The sequence below is a fragment of the Micromonospora sp. KC213 genome, from assembly GCF_004348325.1.
Classification (GTDB): Bacteria; Actinomycetota; Actinomycetes; order Mycobacteriales; family Micromonosporaceae; genus Micromonospora.
Genome location: NZ_SMKF01000015.1, coordinates 1 through 14,857 on the forward strand (window position 1 = coordinate 1; position 14,857 = coordinate 14,857).

Genomic DNA, 14,857 nt, shown 5'->3' on the forward strand with positions numbered 1-14,857 from the left:
GGCCCAGCCCGACGCGGTCCACGCCAGAGGGTGCGCGCAGGACGTCCAGCGTCGCGCGCAGTTCCCGCATCGCGGCGCTGCTGGCCTCCTGGATCGCCAGCAGCGCGGCCGACGGTTCCTCGCCGTGCTTGCGGGCCAGGTGCACGGCGATCCCGGCCTGCACCTTGATCACCGAGATGCTGTGGGTCAGCGAGTCGTGCAGATCCCGGGCGATGCGTAGCCGCTCCTCCCCGGCGCGGCGCAACGCCATCTCCTCGCGGGTACGTTCGGCCTCGATCGCCCGCTGCTCGACCTGTTCCAGGTACGCCCGGCGTTGCCGCGCGACGAGCCCGGCGACGTTGGCCGCCACAAACCAGCCCAGCAGTAGGGCGGTCCGCTCGACGATCAGCTGGCCGGGCCGGCCGGCGGGCGCGACGGCGATGTCGCGGGCCAGGAATCCGCCGAGGAAGACGAGGCTGGCCAGGGCGGCGGCCGATCGGTGCCCCCGCCCGGCGGCGACGTAGACCGCGCCCAGAACGGGGAACCCGGCGGACGCCCCAGGGTGCACCCGCACGTGCAGGGCCAGCATGGCGGCGGTCACCGCGATCAACGCCACCACCGGATGTCGCCGGCACGCCGCCAGAGCCGCCGCCATGAGCAGGACCAGAGCCACGTCGATCGCCCGGACCGGCGCGGCGTCCGGCGCGAGCGCGGCGTTACCGAGCAGGAAGCCGCCGAGGACGAGGCCGCTGAGGGCGTACGGCAGATCGCGGCGCATGAGCGAACTGTAGACCGGCGGCCACCGGGAGACGTCCCACGCCTGCGGTAGCCGAGGCGTACTGCGGACGCGGTATCCCGCCCGGGCAAGTGTCTGCGGCGGCACGACGTTTTTCCGGCTCACCGCGGCGAGCATCGAGCCCATGACATACCGCTTCTTCATCCCCGCTCCGGTCGAGGCTGCGACCGGTCCGACCGCGGAGGTCTACCAGCAGCTGCGGGAAGACTTCCTCGGGCCGGTCCCCACCTTCCAAGCGCTCTCGCCGGCGCCCGACGTGCTGGCCGCCACCTGGGCGCTGATGCGCGAGGCACTGCTCGCCGGCGATGTGTCCCGGATCGACCGCGAGCTCGTCGCGTCGGTGGTATCGCGGGCGAACCGCTGCCGGTTCTGCGTCCACGCACACGTGATGCTGCTACACGCGCACGGCGGGCACGAGCTGGCCGAGGTCATCGCCCGGGGCGGGGCGCCACGGGATCCGAGGCAGGCCGAACTCGCGGCCTGGGCCGAGGCCAGCCGCACCCCCCGGAGCGCCGCCTGGACCAGCCCGTACGGCCCTGAGATCACCGGCAGCCTGCTCGCCCTCCACTTCATCAACCGGATCGTCTCGGCACTGCTCGACCCGGATCTGCTGCCCGGCGGCCTGCAGCGCTCACGGGTGGTGCGGTCGGCCGGGGGCCGCTTCCACGCCAGGATGGCCCGGGAGCGCAAGGAACCGGGCCGCAGCCTCCCGCTGCTCGACGCCGCCCCGACGGCGCCACCGGCGTGGGCCGGGGACAGCCCGGTCGGCGTCGCGTACGCGGCGCTGAGGAACGCCGCTTCGCAGGGCGGTGACCTGCTGAGCGATGTGGCGCGCCAGACGGTCGCGGCCACGGTGCGCTGGGAGGACGGACAACATCCGGCCCGGCCCGCCGAGTGGGCCTCCAAACTTGTCCTGGACCTGTCCGGCATGGACCGGGTCGGGACACGGATCGCGCTGCTGGCGGCATTCGCCCCCGCCGCGATCACCCCGGCCGATGTCGCGGTCTGGCGGCTGTCCTGTCCGGACGACGCCGACCTCGTGCGCATCGTCGCGTACGGCGCGATCACCGCTACCGACCACATCGCCCGGGCCCTGTCCGCGGCGCACGCCTAGGAGATCACCATGCGCAAGGCATTCGTCATCGTCAGCACCCTGCTGCTCGTCGCGTTCGCCCTGCAGTTCGTCCTCGCCGCCGTGGGGGCGTTCACGAAACCCGCCGGTGAAGGCGCGTATGTCCTGCACAGCGTCAACGGGACGGTTGTCATCCCCGTCCTCGCCCTGCTCACCATCCTGTGCGCCGGGCTGGCGAAGGCGCCGGGCCGGCTCGTCGGACTGGCGTTCCTGCCGCTCGGACTCGTCGTCGTGCAGGCGCTCACCGCCGTGCTCGCGAACGCGTCCACCGACGTCGCGGGCGTCAGCACCCCGTTCGGCCTGACCACCGCCGGGCTGCACGCGCTCAACGGAATCATCGCGGTGCACGTCGTGGTCGCCGTCCAACAGCAGGCGCGGAAGCTGGCCCGCCCGGCGCCGGCCGGCGCCACTGCGGTGACCGTCCGGGAAGGGGGGCTGGTATGAACACCGGCTCGCTGCTCGCGGCCGACCTGGTGATCGCGGTCCTCGCGGCCGCCGGGTGGCTGGGCGCCGGCACCGCGTCGGCCGCCCGACGCCGGCCGCTCGCGCTGGGACTGGCCGCCGTCGCGCTGCTCGCCACGTTCGCCCGGGCGATCACGATCACCGCGCTCGCCCGCGCCGGATGGTGGTTCGTGGCGGAGAAGGCCCTCATCGCCGCTCCCCTGTCGCTCGCCGGGACGCTCGTCGCGGGGACACGGCTGCTGCGGATCCCGGGCGACATCCGGTCCACCGCGGTGCCACTGCTCTTCGCCGGGTATGCCGGGCTCGGCGCCCTGCTGGTGACGCTCCTGCACGGCTATCCGGCGTCGGCGGGCGTGGGACTGCTCGCGGTCGCCGGAATCCTCGCAGCGACCGTGGCCTCGTGGCGCGTCCTCGGTACCCGCCCGTCTCCGATGGTGTCCCGGGCGGTCGCCGTAGTGGCGGTCGCGTCGCTGGTGACCGGAACCGGGCTGGCCGCCCCGGGATCGGCTCCGGTCATGCCACATGATCACGAATATCGGGATGCGCGGACCGTGGGCGAACCGACCAGACGGTTCACCCTGACGGCCGGGACCGCCACGGTCCGGGTCAGCGGCCGCGACGTCGCGGCGTGGGCCTTCAACGAGCAGGTTCCCGGGCCGGAGTTGACCGCCACCGTCGGCGACGTCCTGGAGGTGACGCTGCGGAACCGGAACATCGCGCGCGGCGTCACGCTGCACTGGCACGGGTACGACGTGCCGAACAGTCAGGACGGGGTGCCCGGCGTGACGCAGGCGGCGGTGCTGCCCGGACAGGAGTTCGTCTACCGGTTCCGCGCCGACCAGGCCGGGACGTACTGGTACCACACGCACGCCGTGTCCGACGTCGGCGTGCAGAAGGGACTCTACGGGGTCCTGGTGGTGCGACCGGTGCCGGTGACCGGCGTCGACGTCACGGTGCCGGTACACACGCTGGCCGGCCAGACGCTGCCCACGCCGAGAGTGGAGCCGGTCGAGGTGGGAGAACCTGTGCGGCTGCGGCTGATCAACACCGACAGCACGACCCACCGGTACGCCCTGGCCGGGACCGCGTTCCGGGTCGTCGCGATCGACGGATACGACCTGCAGGGACCGACCCCGGTCGTGGACACCGCCGTACTGATCCCGGCCGGTGGACGCTACGATCTGGTGTTCACCGCGCCCGCCACACCGGTGGCGCTGTTCGTCGACGGACGTGCGGTCTACTCGACCGGACCGGTGTCGGCGGCGACCGACAGATGGCCGGTGCTGGATCCGCTCGGTTACGGCGTCGGCGCTCCGGTGCCGTGGTCCCGGTTCGACCGGGATTTCACCCTCGTCCTGGACCGCGGGCTCGACCTGCGCGGACTGCTTCCGCGGTACGGCCACACCGTCAACGGCGCCACCGACCCGGACATCCCGCCTCAGGTCGTCCGCCTCGGCGACATCGTCAGGTTCACGATCGTGAACCGATCGATGGTGGTACACCCCTGGCATCTGCACGGGCATCACGTCCTGGTGTTGTCCCGCAACAGGACGTCGGTGACGGGAAGCCCCCTGTGGCTCGACTCGTTCGACGTACGCCCCGGCGACGTCTGGGAGGTGGCGTTTCGGGCCGACAACCCCGGAATGTGGGCCAACCACTGCCACAACCTGGCGCACGTCGACGCCGGGATGACACTGCACCTGATGTATTCGTGATTCACCGCTATATGGATAGACATCGATTACAGTCGCTCACCCCAGGGACAAGATATGTGATACACGTCGCGGCGAGCGGACCGAGTGACAACCGCTGGCTCGACGTGACGAGCAACCCGCCGACCCCGCTGGACAGCTGGGTGCCGTCCTGCCTCCGGGCAGAAGGTCGGACGCGGTGGCAACGGGTCATGGGCGGGCGGTGCCGGCCAACCGGGCGGATCCGGCCGACCACCCCGGCCCCGAAACCGGTCCGAATCACGTCCCTTGGAGCGCAATCATGCTTTCACGTAGACAGCGCATCGCGCTGCTCGCCGCCGCAACCGCGGCGACGGTTGCCGGCGCGGGTGTCGTCACGGCGACGGTGGCCTCCGCGGCGGCAACCCGCTACGGGGCGGAAACCGCACCGGCCACCTGCGACGGTGTCATCGAGTCCAACCACTCCGGACGCCACCGGCAGCTCGGTGGGCCGTAACCCCTCGTCGTACAACTTCCTGGCCTGGTGGGACGGCGACCCGGTGCGGGAACTGCTCGACGGCAACCACGTCGACAAGTACGGCACCGGCGGCGACACCCGCCTGCTGACGGCCTCCGGCGCACACTCGGTCAACGGCACGAAGTCCACTCCGTCGCTCTCCGGCGACCTGTTCGGCGACTGGCGGGAGGAGATCATCCTGCCCCGCGACGACAACGCCGCGCTGCGCATCTACGCCACCCCTGTCCAAACCGACCGGCGGGTCTACACCCTGATGCACGACGCCCAGTACCGGGTCGCGGTCGCCTGGCAGAACACCGCCTACAACCAACCGCCGCACCCCAGCTTCTTCATCGGCAACGGCATGAGCACCCCGCCGCAACCCAACATCCACGTCCGCTGACACCACCGTCGGGCGTGTCGGCCGCCGCCGGCACGCCCGACATGCTGCCCGGCCCGCCCGCGCCGGGCCAGGCCGCCAGCAGACGCCACCGGCGTCAACCGAGTACGGCGGCCAACTCGTCGTAGGTCGGCGCGAGCTGTCGCAGCGTGTCGGCTGCGGATGCCGGATGGCCGTTCACGATGTCGTGCTGGAGGCTGCCGACCAGTCGTGCCTGCCGGGTGGCGACGGCGGCGGCCCGGTCGTGACCGAGGCCGGCAAGGGCGGTGCCGGCGTCAGCGAGCCGCCGGGCACCGACCCGGATCGCGAAATGGGCCAGGTGATCGCGCACCGCCGGATCCAGCCCGTCGGTGACCTGGTCGGCCAACCGGTGGACGGCGGCGGCACCGCCGATCGTACCGGCCGACACCGGGACGTCGGCGCGTCCGCGCAGCCAGGCCACCGCGCCGGGCACGGCCGCGCGTAGCGCCGCCTCGACGGTGACCTCGCGGACCCGGCGGAATCCGGTGCGCATCGGGTACGGGGTGCTCCGGTAGTCGATGGTGTCGGCGCGCCACGCGGCCAGGAAGTCCGGGATGGGCAGGGTCGCGTAGGGGCAGCCGTGCGGGTCGTGGAAGCGGACCAACGCCTCGTCGACCTCCAGCACGACGACGAAGTGATCCGACTCGATCGGTCCGGTCATCCCGGGCAGGTGGCGCAGCAGGCCGATCTCCATCGGCCCGGCCAGGACCGGGCCGACCTCGACCGCCTCGCGAAGCATCGCCAACGCCTGGTCGGCGTCGTCCGCGCCGTCCCGGCGGCAGGTCCAGCCCAGCAGGTCGAGCGCGTCGTCGAGCCCTCGGTCGGGATCCCAGCCGTACGGGTCGAAGAACGGCAACCGGCTGGCGATCAGCTCGAATCCGAAAGGCGATCCCGTCAGTACCTCGATCACCGACGGCGACGGCGCGTCCGGGCCGAGCAGCATCGCCAGCGAGTTGGCGTAGCAGTAGGGCCCGGAGCCGATGTAGGGGTGCATGTTTCACTGTCTTCCACTGGTCGAGACGGGGTAGGTGACGTCGAGGACGGCACCGTCGCTGCCCGGCCAAATCTCGACCGGGCCGGCGAGGCAGACCAAACGGTTCGCGTCCATCCATGCCTCCAACGCGTCGTAGGCGCGCAGGATGTCGGGGAACCCGGCGTCGGCCTGGGCGACCGGCAGGTAGGCGTCGGTGCCGGCCGGCGAGAGCCGTACCCTCAGGTCGTCGACGGGTTCGACGGAGCCGCTGAACGGCACCGCGACCTCGACGGGTCCGTCGCTGTCGTGGGTCACGAAGCCGTGGAAGTGCACCAGCGTCGGCCCGGCGTCGGGCAGGCCGACCGCCCGCAGCCGGCTGCGGATGCGCTCCTGCGCCTGGACGACGAAGGCATCCAGCTCGCCGACGCGAACGCGCCGTTCCTGGCACAACAGCTTGCGTTGAGGTCGCGTGCGCAACCGTGGGGCGGCGGTGACCGGGCTGGCCGCAGCGTCGAGCACCTCGATCAGCTCACGCCGGCGGCGAAGCTGGATCTCCTGGGCGGCCAGCCAGGCCCGCAGCTCGGCCTGACGAGCCTGCGGGCTGAGCGCGAGCAGCGTGGCGATGCGGCCCAGTGGCAGGCCCAAGGTACGCAGCCGGGCGATCAGCCGACCGCGCGGGATCTGGTCCCGGTGATAGCGGCGGTACCCGGTGACCGGGTCGACGCCGGCGGGCACCAGCAGCCCCTGCTCGGCGTACAGGCGCAGCGCCTTCGGCGACAGGCGCGTCGCGGCCCCGAACTCGCCCGGCAACATGTCATCCGCATCGGTCACCAGCCCAGCCTGGACCATGCCCCTTGGGCGAGGTCAATCCCGTGCGGCGGCACGGCGAGCGGAACACCCGGCGAGGTCGCACGGTGGCCGAGCCGTCAGGCCGGTGAGCAGGTCACCTCGGGCTGTGGGGGCGTACTGATGCTCCCCGACGCGTAGATCAGGCCGATCGTCACCGTCTGACCGGGCTGAAGCACGCCGCTGGACGACGGGACGAACGTCATCTGCTGCCCGTGCTGGGTGTAGCTGACGTTCCACGCCTGCACCGACCAGATCGGACCCGGAAAGCTCAGGTCGAGTCGACGCCACCGTACCGGCACGTCGCTGATGTTCCGGACGCCGAGAAGAACGCCGTACCCGGTAGACCATTGGGCGACGGTGTGCATCGCCACGTCGCAGTACGCCCCGACCGAGGCGGCCGCCGTCTCGTTGGCGGCGGGCACCGCGGCGGCGGGCACGGCGGCGACACCGGCGAGCGTCGCCGACGCGACAGCGGCCGCGCAGATACTGGAGATTGTCGTCCTGGTCCCGCGGCCCATACTGCCCTCCCCACGGCACACCTCATCGACTGAGTGCAATGCCATCGTTACGCATTCACCGTCGCCGTTCAATGCCGACGGGTGCGGGATCTCCCGGATGGACCGGTGGTCGACCCCGAGCCCTGCTCCTGTGAGCCGAGCGAGCTGCGGGGCCGGCCACCTGGACGGCTCTGCTGCCGGCCCGCCCGTCAGGCGGGCCGAGCCACTAGTAAACCTCGACGTCGTACCAGGCGAGGGCCTCGTTGAGCGGCTGCACGTAGGTGCGGCAGTCCTCCGGGATTCCGCCGGAGACGAGGCCGAGCGCCGCGTCGCCGTGGAAGACCGAGCCGCCACTGTCGCCACCGGCGGCACAGAAGCTCGTGTAGTCCAACCCGGTCACCCGGCCCTCGGCATAGTTGGCGGTGGTGTTCCTGGCAAGCACCTCACCGCAGCGGTAGCCGGTCTTCCAGCCGCTGTGGCAGACGGTCTCGCCCAGACCGGCGTCGCGGGAGTGGGTGATGTCGCGGACGACGCCCTCGCTGATCCACACGTTACCCGGCTTGCTGAGGTTCGCGTTGTTGTGCTTGATGAGGCCGAAGTCGTTGCCCGGGAAGTTGCCGCCGGCGTCGTAGCCGACGTACTGGCCGACGCCGTCGTACCAGTCGCTGACGCCGGACGCGCCCACCGTGCAGTGACCCGCCGTGATCATGTACAGCGAGTTGGGGTTGTCCTTCTTCCGGACGTTGAAGCCGACCGAGCACGAGCCGTATTCGGAGCCACGGTTGGGCGTAATGAACCGCCCACCCTGGATGAACGGCTTGAGTTCGCCGCGCATCCGCCGCAGCGTCACCGCACCGCCGTGGGAGGCGGCCAGGTCCGCGAGCCGCTGGTACTCCTCGGCGGAGACGGTCGTGTCGGCGTCGATGAAGAGCCTGTTGTTCATGCTGTCCACGCCGAACGCCACGCCGGGCGTGGCGATCTGCGTCCCCAGGGTGGCGTTGATGGCGTTCAGCTCGGCCGTACTGCGGGTGACCCGCTGGGCGATCCCACCCGCGCTGACCACGGTCTTCTCGGCGGCGGCGTCGGTCACCGCGACGACCATCCGGCCGCTGCCGTCGACCCAGGCGCCGCCGGTACGGTCGGCGCCGAGGCGCTCCACGAGGGCCTTTGCCGCCTGGCTCGTGATGCCGACGGGCGCGGACCCGGTGTCGGCGGCCGGCCGGGCGCTGGCGGCCGACGGGACAGCCAGGCCGGCGACGGCGAGGATGGCCGTGGTGGCGACGGCTGCTGCGCGCCGCAGCGAGGGAATTGTGTTCACGTGCTGCCTCCCCGAAGGTGTCAGGACGTCCCACGCTAGGGGCTTGTGATCATCGAACGCAGCGAACACGGGATGGCATGAACGTGAATCTCCCCCGACCACGCCCTCCGGACGCAGCGGGCCCCACCGGGGCGAGGTCCTCGGCGGTAGGCTGCGCCCCCCATGCCTGACCACGGAGATCTGATGCAGCCGTTGCACGCAGAGCCGCCCTCACGGCGCTCGGTCTGGATGTGGGTCGGCGCTGTCGCCGGCCTCGGCCTCGCCCTCAGCATGTTCCTCAACAACAACGGACCACGCACCCGCGTCGTCGCGCGCCCGTCGGTCACCAGCACCTTCGTGGTCTCAGGCGTGGTGGTGCCCGGCGACAGCGCGTCCGTCAGCAGGGACGGCCGCGGCGGCTGCGTCGGCACCGGAACCCATGCCGACGTCGTCGACGGCGCCCTGGTGCTCATCACAGCCACAGCCGGCTTGGCCGCCGGGCGGCTGACCGATCCGCAGGCGCTCACCGACGGCACGTGCCGGTTTGCGTTCTCCGTTCCGGGCGTACCGACGGGACAGGACGTCTACCTGGTCACGGTCGCCCACCGGGACACCCGCACGTACCTCGAACGGGAACTGACCGGCGAGCCGGTACGCCTGCGCGTCGACTGAGGCGGCGGCCACGGCGCCCGGCACCGTCCTGCTGACTCGACTCTCGTGGAGTGCTCCGCGCCGCCTACCGAGCGAGGGTCGCACACCCCCTGTCCATCCTAGGAGGATGGGATCCCTGATTCCGGGGTAACGGCTGCCCATCGATCAAGATGACTGGATCGGATAGGCTGGCGGCGTGCGGCAGTCGGGAGAGAACATCCGCAGCGGCGGCCGATGCACGAGTCGCGCAGAAGTCGGCGGACCTGCTTGATCGGTGTGCCGAGGGTGCGCTGGTTGAGCCCGAGCATTTCGGCCAGCGCGGTCTGCGAGGTCACGTGCCGCAGGTAGAGCACGGTCAGCAGCACCTTGTCTGCCGGTGACAACAGCGGACGCTTGTGATCTGCGGTTGCCTTGCGGCGTGGTCCGCCGCGCAGGCGGTGCAGCCGTTCCTCGCGCAGCGCGGCTAACTGCGGTGTGAGGCGGGTGACCAGGGCTGCCAGGTCTTCGTGGCTCATCCCGGTCAGCCGGGGCTCGGCCAGTACCTCGAGGACCTGGCGTCGGTCCAGGTCCCCGCGGGTGGTCGGGGCGGGTGCGTCGCCAACGTTGGGATGGACGGTGTAGTTCCAGGTGCCGCGTTCGGCGTGTGGCTCGATCGGCAGGCCCTTGAGCTGGGATTTGCTGATGGCCAGGCCCAGCGGGTAGGTGCCGGGGTCGAGTTCGGCGTGCACCCGCAGCCCGCTGCGGGTGGTGGTCGCCGCGATGCACGCGACGACGACGTCGTGGCTGCTCAGCGGTCGGCCGCGCCAGTTCATTGTGATGTGGGAAGAACAACCGGTGCTCGATCTTGTTCCATTTGCTGGTGCCGGGCGGGAAGTGGCAGACGGTGATCGATAGGCCGGTCTCTGCGGCGAGGCGGGCCAGTTCGGCTTTCCAGACCCGGTAGCGGTAGCCGTTGGACCCGCCCGCGTCCGCGGTGATCAACAAGCGGGTCGCGTTCGGGTAGTCGAATCGGCCCTTGGCCTGCCACCAGCGGCCGATCGAGACGACCGCGAACGCCGAGGTGTCGTGGTCGACGCCGACGTTGACCCAGCCACTGTCGGCGGTCAAGTCGTAGGGTCACCCTTCGGCCGCCACTGCCGGCCCGGGTTCGGCAGCTGCCCGATCATTTCCTTCTTCTTCGCATCCACGCTGATCACCGGCTCGCCGTCAGCCTGATGCTGTTTGACCTGCTCGTTGACATACCGGAACTGGACATCGCGGTCCCGATGCTGCTTGCCTTCGAGGGTCTTCACCTGGGCTTGCAGACTGAACCCGTTATCCTTCAACAGATTCCCCACGGTCATCGCCGAGACAGGATGTCCCTGCCGGGTCAACTCCCCGGCCAGGTTCCGCAGCGACTTCGTCGTCCACCGCAGCGGTGACATCGGGTCGCCCCGCTCATCCGGCTCGACCAGCGCCAACAGCGCCGGTGTCAGTCCCGGATCCAGCTCACTGGCACTCTTACGACCTCCACCTGGCCTGCGCACTCGGCCACCGGCCAGCGGTTGCCCACCAGCCTCCAACTCGAACACGCCCTTGCGGACCGTGGTCTCGCTGACCCCAGCGACACCGGCGACCACCCGCACGCCGCCATGCCCGAGCAGCCGCGCCTCCGTCGCCAACATCAGACGACGCTGCCGCTCGTTCAGATGCGGCATCAACACCTCGAACCTCGCCGCGAGTTGAGCCTGAACACCTTTCAGAACCGCCATACCAGCTCAACGAGAACCGTATTCGTAAGCAACACCTTGTGCCCTGACGACTCCGGTGGATCACGCAGGTCTGCACCACCGTCTGCGGCCACACGTTCGTCACCTACGTGGGGTCCTGTGCGGCGAGGAACTGCGCCACGGCGCCCGTCACCACCTCGGCCGACAACGCGACCGAGATCAACGCGAGTCGCCGCGCCTCCGCCTCCACATCGGCCTGGATCATTGTCGACGGCTGGGGCTCCAAGCCCGGCTCGCCCCCGTCCGACGCCGGACGACGCGACGCGAACCGGCGTGCTGCGACCAGGATCGCCGCGGCATCGCCGGCGGCGCTCGCACGGGCCTCATCCCAACCCGCCTCCACCGCTCGCCGCCGCGCCTGGCTGGCCACCTCCGGATCCCGCGGGCCCAGCTCCCGCAACCCATCGCCGAATTCGACGCACCGTCGATACAGCTGCTGACCGGCGTCCCACACCCACCACGAATCGCGATGAGGGTGTCGCGGGCGATGGAGAGCGATCGTCGGCACCGCCCTGTACAGCAGGTACCACAAGGGGTGCAGATCCCGGTACAGGGTGCTCCTGCGGGGCCACGCCCGCACCCCGTCGACCATCTTCCACAGCGCGGCCAGCACGAAGCTCGAACAGATCAGCACCACCGACAGGCTCACCAGTGTCTGGGTCACCACCGGCTCCGGCCAGGGCGGGTCGACCTCGGCCAACCTCAGGGCGATGAACAACGCCTTGTGCGCCACGAATCCGGCGCCGAACGCGGCTCCCGCACTGAGCAGACGCAGGGTTATCCTCAACCGGGCACTGGCGTACCTGGCGTACGCGTGGGACATCCGCAGGATGTCCACCACGGTGACACCGAGGTAACCGTGTTCGACCACCTTGGCCAGGTTCGGCGCCCCGGCCACCCGGTCGATCCAACTGTGCACCGGAGCCCAACCAGCGGTGACTGCGATCCCCAGCCCCGCGCAGATCGCGACACTGGCCTGAATCTTCCGGTTCGACGGATCTCGCCGCAAGGCCGCGAGCTTGATCACCAGGGCCACCGTGGCGACCAGCGCCGCCGTGACGTGGCCCGCCGTCACCACCATCGGCGTACCTTCAGTCTGCCAACGTCGAGGCGATGCGGTACATGACGGCGGCGCGCTCACGGCCGAGCCCGTCGAAGGAGACCCCGCTGCCCCCACCGGTCAGCCGGGCACCGAGGTACGTCGCCAGCAACTCGGCGTCGTGCTCCTGCTCGACCGCGAAGGCACCGACGGCCCTGGCTCGCATCACCGTCGCCGCGACCCCACCGACGCGGGGCAACGCCTCCCCGACGTCGACAATCCCCGCGCCCACGTGCCGCAGCCCGATGTGCATCAGCTCGTGCAGAATCGTCTGGATCTGGAGCACCGGCGACGCGTCCGCACCGTAGAGGACGTAATCCGTCTCCGCCGTCGCTATCCACAAACCGCAGGGCGCCTGCACGTCGGTGCTCGTGGCCGCGAGCTGGATCCGGCGACCCCGAGCTCTCACCAACGCGGACACCAGTGCATCGACGGTCAGCGGTGCCGGCAGGTCAATGTCCAGCCGACGCAACAGATGAAGCACCCGACGCCTCTCGCGCCACATCGTCTGCCACTCCCCCGTGCCGAATTACGCAGCATAGCCAGACAAACACCGGCAAGGGAGACCGGCAAGACCTGCTCTGCGGGAATTCCGCGGAAGAGACGTCACCACGAGCGCCTGAGCAGTCCACATAGGCGTCGCGGCCCTCGCCCGGGATCATGGGAGCTGCGTCACAGTCTGCCTCGGCAGCGAGCATCGCGGAGCGCCCGCACCCCGAGGGAGACTGTCGGACGTGCCGACCACGGCCCCGCCCCGGCCGCTTTCCATGGTCGCGCTCGGCCTGGCGGTGACGCTCATCAGGTGACTGTCGGCGCTGTCGTGGGTGTGTTCGTCCCGCTCCCCACGTTCCTCCTACTTCGCTGAGCCCTCGGCGGTGCCCTGCTGCCGGTCCGCCTCCAGTCGCACCACCTGTTCCACGATCTCGCGCAGCGCTGCCCGGGGTAGGCCCGGCGGTAGCCGGCGCGCGGCCCACGTGATCGTCTCCAGGTCCGGGTCGTCCTCGTCAGCTCCGAAGAAGTAGTTCGGATCGACCTGGAAAAAGCACGCGAGCTGCCTGATGGTCGCCAGTGTCGGGTTGTCCCGGGCGCCACTGAGGAGATACCGGATGTAGCCGGCAGACAGGTTGGTCGCTCGCGCGACCTCGTCCGGGGTGTACGGCGCGTTCGTCCGCGGGTTCCTGCGCTGCGCGAACAACCGCTCCAACCGCTCTGAAAAGGACGGCGATCCGCTCGACGTGCCCGAACGTGCCATCCCCACCCCCAGCTGACGTCCTCGATGCGCGACTCAGCGAGGCGAAGCCGACTCACAACTATAGTTGCGACCGTTGTGAATGCGTGATTGACTGACTACGCCCGGCCACGCTGGCAGTGACACCGTAGCGGACAACTTCAGTTCCGCAACAGGTCTTCCTGGGCGTCAATATCGGCCCGGACTGCCGCCGTGCGCGGGGTACCGATCGCGGCAGGAGACGAAAACGGGGGATGCGCAAGGCTGGTCCTCGTCCACGCACCACGCGCGGGGGAGGATCGCCGGCAGGGGTAAGGCGTCGGCATGGCCTGCGCATTAGGAAATATCGTCACCGCCGTGATTCGGTGCGCGGTGCCCCCGGGGCACAAGCTCACCCCGGGGGCACCGACCCCGCCCGCGCCGTCCGCGCAGGCAGCGCATTCTCCGGCGCTCCCCGCAGCCCTCACGTCATTGTTCCCGCCGAGCGCCCGGGTCGCGACCCGGGCGCTCGGCGGGAACGTCGGACCGACCGAGTCGCCGCGGGCCGCCAACACACGGGGTGCAAACCAGCCCCGGGCTCTCCACCGATCCTGCGGGCTCGCCCGGGTGCGGCACCGTGCTCGGCGGCGTTGACCGGCGGACTGCCCGCCGCTGACGTTCACGCGACGAAGCGACGAAGCAAACCGCCAGCGCCGGCACCCCGGCGCAGCGTCTCGGCCGCGAGCACGAGCCGGCGGCGGTCGACACGATCCGACCGGCCGGGGCCTGGAGACGTCCACGCCAGCCTGCTCACGACGGTTTCGGGCAGCTGGAGCCCGACCGGCCAGCTTGCCGCGGCACCGACCGGACTCGAGCGCGGTTCCAATCAACGTCGAGTCGCCGCCCCCAGCATTCGAGTCGGAAAGCGGAGAGGCAGGTGGGGCGGTGAAGGTCCGCGACCTTGGCATACCGGGGGTCTTCCTGGTGACGCCCGAGCCGTGGCACGATCCGCGCGGCGCCTTCTACGAACATTTCCGCCTCGACACGTTGCGGCACGAGACCGGGCGCGACTTCCCCGTCGCCCAGATCAACTATTCGGTGTCCCGGCGCAACACCCTGCGTGGCCTGCACGGTGTCGTCGATCCCCCAGGCCAGGCCAAGTACGTGACGTGTGTCCGCGGTGCTCTTCTCGACATCGTGGTCGACCTACGAGTCGGTTCGCCCACCTTCGCGCAGCACGTCCGCACCGTGCTGACCGCCGAGTCGGGCGCCGCCGTCCTGGTGGACGAGGGTATGGGGCACGGCTTCCGGGCGCTGACCGACGACACCTGCATCTGCTACGTGCTCACCACGCCGTACGTCCCCGGGACGCAGTTCGAGATCAATCCATTGGATCCCGAGCTGGCCCTGCCCTGGGACCTGACCGAACCGCCGTTGATCTCGGAAAAGGATGCGACGGCTCCCACGCTCGCCCAGGCGCTGGCCCTCGGGTTTCTTCCCCGGTGGAGCCCCACGCCGCGGCACGAAGGCTGATCGTC

General features: G+C 70.5%; 16 protein-coding genes and 1 pseudogene. 7 read left to right on the top strand and 10 right to left on the bottom strand.

What is annotated here, in order from left to right; translation table 11 throughout:
- A partial coding sequence (locus E1166_RS05990; RefSeq protein WP_132336608.1) for a histidine kinase occupies positions 1-757 on the bottom strand: 757 nt, incomplete at its 3' end.
- A gap of 142 nt (positions 758-899) precedes the next feature.
- Between E1166_RS05990 and E1166_RS05995 the strand changes: the two genes are divergently transcribed.
- The 5 genes from E1166_RS05995 (at position 900) to E1166_RS06015 (ending at position 4,959) form a co-directional block, all read left to right on the top strand.
- Complete coding sequence (locus E1166_RS05995) at positions 900-1,889, top strand: carboxymuconolactone decarboxylase family protein (protein WP_132336517.1); 990 nt, start codon at positions 900-902, stop codon at positions 1,887-1,889.
- Positions 1,890-1,898: 9 nt separating this feature from the next.
- Positions 1,899-2,351 (top strand): DUF6220 domain-containing protein, encoded by a 453-nt coding sequence (locus E1166_RS06000; protein WP_132336519.1) that lies wholly within the window; start codon positions 1,899-1,901, stop codon positions 2,349-2,351.
- Positions 2,348-4,084: a multicopper oxidase family protein gene (locus tag E1166_RS06005; RefSeq protein WP_132336521.1), complete on the top strand. Its 1,737-nt coding sequence runs from the start codon at positions 2,348-2,350 to the stop codon at positions 4,082-4,084. Before E1166_RS06000 ends, E1166_RS06005 begins: the two co-directional genes overlap by 4 nt.
- A gap of 277 nt (positions 4,085-4,361) precedes the next feature.
- On the top strand, positions 4,362-4,556 hold the full coding sequence (locus E1166_RS06010; RefSeq protein ID WP_132336523.1) for a hypothetical protein: 195 nt from the start codon (positions 4,362-4,364) through the stop codon (positions 4,554-4,556).
- Positions 4,546-4,959, top strand: coding sequence for a hypothetical protein (locus tag E1166_RS06015; RefSeq protein ID WP_347813010.1), 414 nt, complete (start codon positions 4,546-4,548; stop codon positions 4,957-4,959). The genes E1166_RS06010 and E1166_RS06015 overlap by 11 nt, the downstream gene beginning before the upstream one ends.
- 94 nt (positions 4,960-5,053) lie before the next feature.
- On the opposite strand, the gene E1166_RS06020 is transcribed toward E1166_RS06015, so the two are convergent.
- The 4 genes from E1166_RS06020 to E1166_RS06035 all read right to left on the bottom strand — a co-directional run bounded on the left by E1166_RS06020 (position 5,054) and on the right by E1166_RS06035 (position 8,614).
- The gene (locus E1166_RS06020; protein ID WP_132336525.1) at positions 5,054-5,971 is read right to left on the bottom strand and encodes a hypothetical protein; all 918 of its coding nucleotides are present in this window, start codon (positions 5,969-5,971) and stop codon (positions 5,054-5,056) included.
- 3 nt (positions 5,972-5,974) lie between these two features.
- Positions 5,975-6,781: a MerR family transcriptional regulator gene (locus E1166_RS06025; protein WP_243710205.1), complete on the bottom strand. Its 807-nt coding sequence runs from the start codon at positions 6,779-6,781 to the stop codon at positions 5,975-5,977.
- 95 nt (positions 6,782-6,876) lie between these two features.
- Positions 6,877-7,317: a cellulose binding domain-containing protein gene (locus tag E1166_RS06030; protein ID WP_132336529.1), complete on the bottom strand. Its 441-nt coding sequence runs from the start codon at positions 7,315-7,317 to the stop codon at positions 6,877-6,879.
- Positions 7,318-7,522: 205 nt separating this feature from the next.
- Positions 7,523-8,614, bottom strand: coding sequence for a S1 family peptidase (locus E1166_RS06035; protein WP_132336531.1), 1,092 nt, complete (start codon positions 8,612-8,614; stop codon positions 7,523-7,525).
- A 183-nt stretch (positions 8,615-8,797) separates the two neighbouring features.
- Between E1166_RS06035 and E1166_RS06040 the strand changes: the two genes are divergently transcribed.
- Positions 8,798-9,265 carry a hypothetical protein gene (locus tag E1166_RS06040; protein WP_165944256.1) on the top strand — a complete coding sequence of 156 codons (468 nt, stop codon included), beginning with the start codon at positions 8,798-8,800 and terminating at the stop codon, positions 9,263-9,265.
- A 98-nt stretch (positions 9,266-9,363) separates the two neighbouring features.
- Here the strand turns inward: E1166_RS06040 and E1166_RS32645 are convergent, their stop codons facing one another.
- From E1166_RS32645 to E1166_RS06060, 5 genes and pseudogenes are all read right to left on the bottom strand, one after another.
- A complete protein-coding gene (locus tag E1166_RS32645) occupies positions 9,364-10,062 on the bottom strand; it encodes a hypothetical protein (protein WP_347813011.1) in 699 nt (232 codons plus the stop codon).
- 67 nt (positions 10,063-10,129) lie between these two features.
- Positions 10,130-10,995: pseudogene (locus E1166_RS32650) on the bottom strand (ISAzo13 family transposase); the annotation flags it as partial.
- 103 nt (positions 10,996-11,098) lie between these two features.
- Entirely contained in the window at positions 11,099-12,094 is a 996-nt protein-coding gene (locus E1166_RS06050) for an MAB_1171c family putative transporter (protein WP_132336535.1), read from the bottom strand.
- A 10-nt stretch (positions 12,095-12,104) separates the two neighbouring features.
- Positions 12,105-12,617: a hypothetical protein gene (locus E1166_RS06055; RefSeq protein ID WP_132336537.1), complete on the bottom strand. Its 513-nt coding sequence runs from the start codon at positions 12,615-12,617 to the stop codon at positions 12,105-12,107.
- A 348-nt stretch (positions 12,618-12,965) separates the two neighbouring features.
- Positions 12,966-13,364, bottom strand: coding sequence for a helix-turn-helix domain-containing protein (locus tag E1166_RS06060; RefSeq protein ID WP_132270816.1), 399 nt, complete (start codon positions 13,362-13,364; stop codon positions 12,966-12,968).
- Positions 13,365-14,264: 900 nt separating this feature from the next.
- On the opposite strand from E1166_RS06060, the gene E1166_RS06065 reads away from it, so the two are divergent.
- A complete protein-coding gene (locus E1166_RS06065; RefSeq protein WP_132336539.1) occupies positions 14,265-14,852 on the top strand; it encodes a dTDP-4-dehydrorhamnose 3,5-epimerase family protein in 588 nt (195 codons plus the stop codon).
- Positions 14,853-14,857 lie beyond the last annotated feature (5 nt).

What these genes read in the sequence shown, in the direction of transcription:
- E1166_RS05995 (WP_132336517.1), top strand. Translation starts at nt 900, where the DNA reads ATGACATACCGCTTCTTCATCCCCGCTCCGGTCGAGGCTGCGACCGGT.
- E1166_RS06000 (WP_132336519.1), top strand. Translation starts at nt 1,899, where the DNA reads ATGCGCAAGGCATTCGTCATCGTCAGCACCCTGCTGCTCGTCGCGTTC.
- E1166_RS06005 (WP_132336521.1), top strand. Translation starts at nt 2,348, where the DNA reads ATGAACACCGGCTCGCTGCTCGCGGCCGACCTGGTGATCGCGGTCCTC.
- E1166_RS06010 (WP_132336523.1), top strand. Translation starts at nt 4,362, where the DNA reads ATGCTTTCACGTAGACAGCGCATCGCGCTGCTCGCCGCCGCAACCGCG.
- E1166_RS06020 (WP_132336525.1), bottom strand. Translation starts at nt 5,971, where the DNA reads ATGCACCCCTACATCGGCTCCGGGCCCTACTGCTACGCCAACTCGCTG.
- E1166_RS06030 (WP_132336529.1), bottom strand. Translation starts at nt 7,317, where the DNA reads ATGGGCCGCGGGACCAGGACGACAATCTCCAGTATCTGCGCGGCCGCT.
- E1166_RS06040 (WP_165944256.1), top strand. Translation starts at nt 8,798, where the DNA reads ATGCAGCCGTTGCACGCAGAGCCGCCCTCACGGCGCTCGGTCTGGATG.
- E1166_RS06050 (WP_132336535.1), bottom strand. Translation starts at nt 12,094, where the DNA reads ATGGTGGTGACGGCGGGCCACGTCACGGCGGCGCTGGTCGCCACGGTG.
- E1166_RS06055 (WP_132336537.1), bottom strand. Translation starts at nt 12,617, where the DNA reads ATGTGGCGCGAGAGGCGTCGGGTGCTTCATCTGTTGCGTCGGCTGGAC.
- E1166_RS06060 (WP_132270816.1), bottom strand. Translation starts at nt 13,364, where the DNA reads ATGGCACGTTCGGGCACGTCGAGCGGATCGCCGTCCTTTTCAGAGCGG.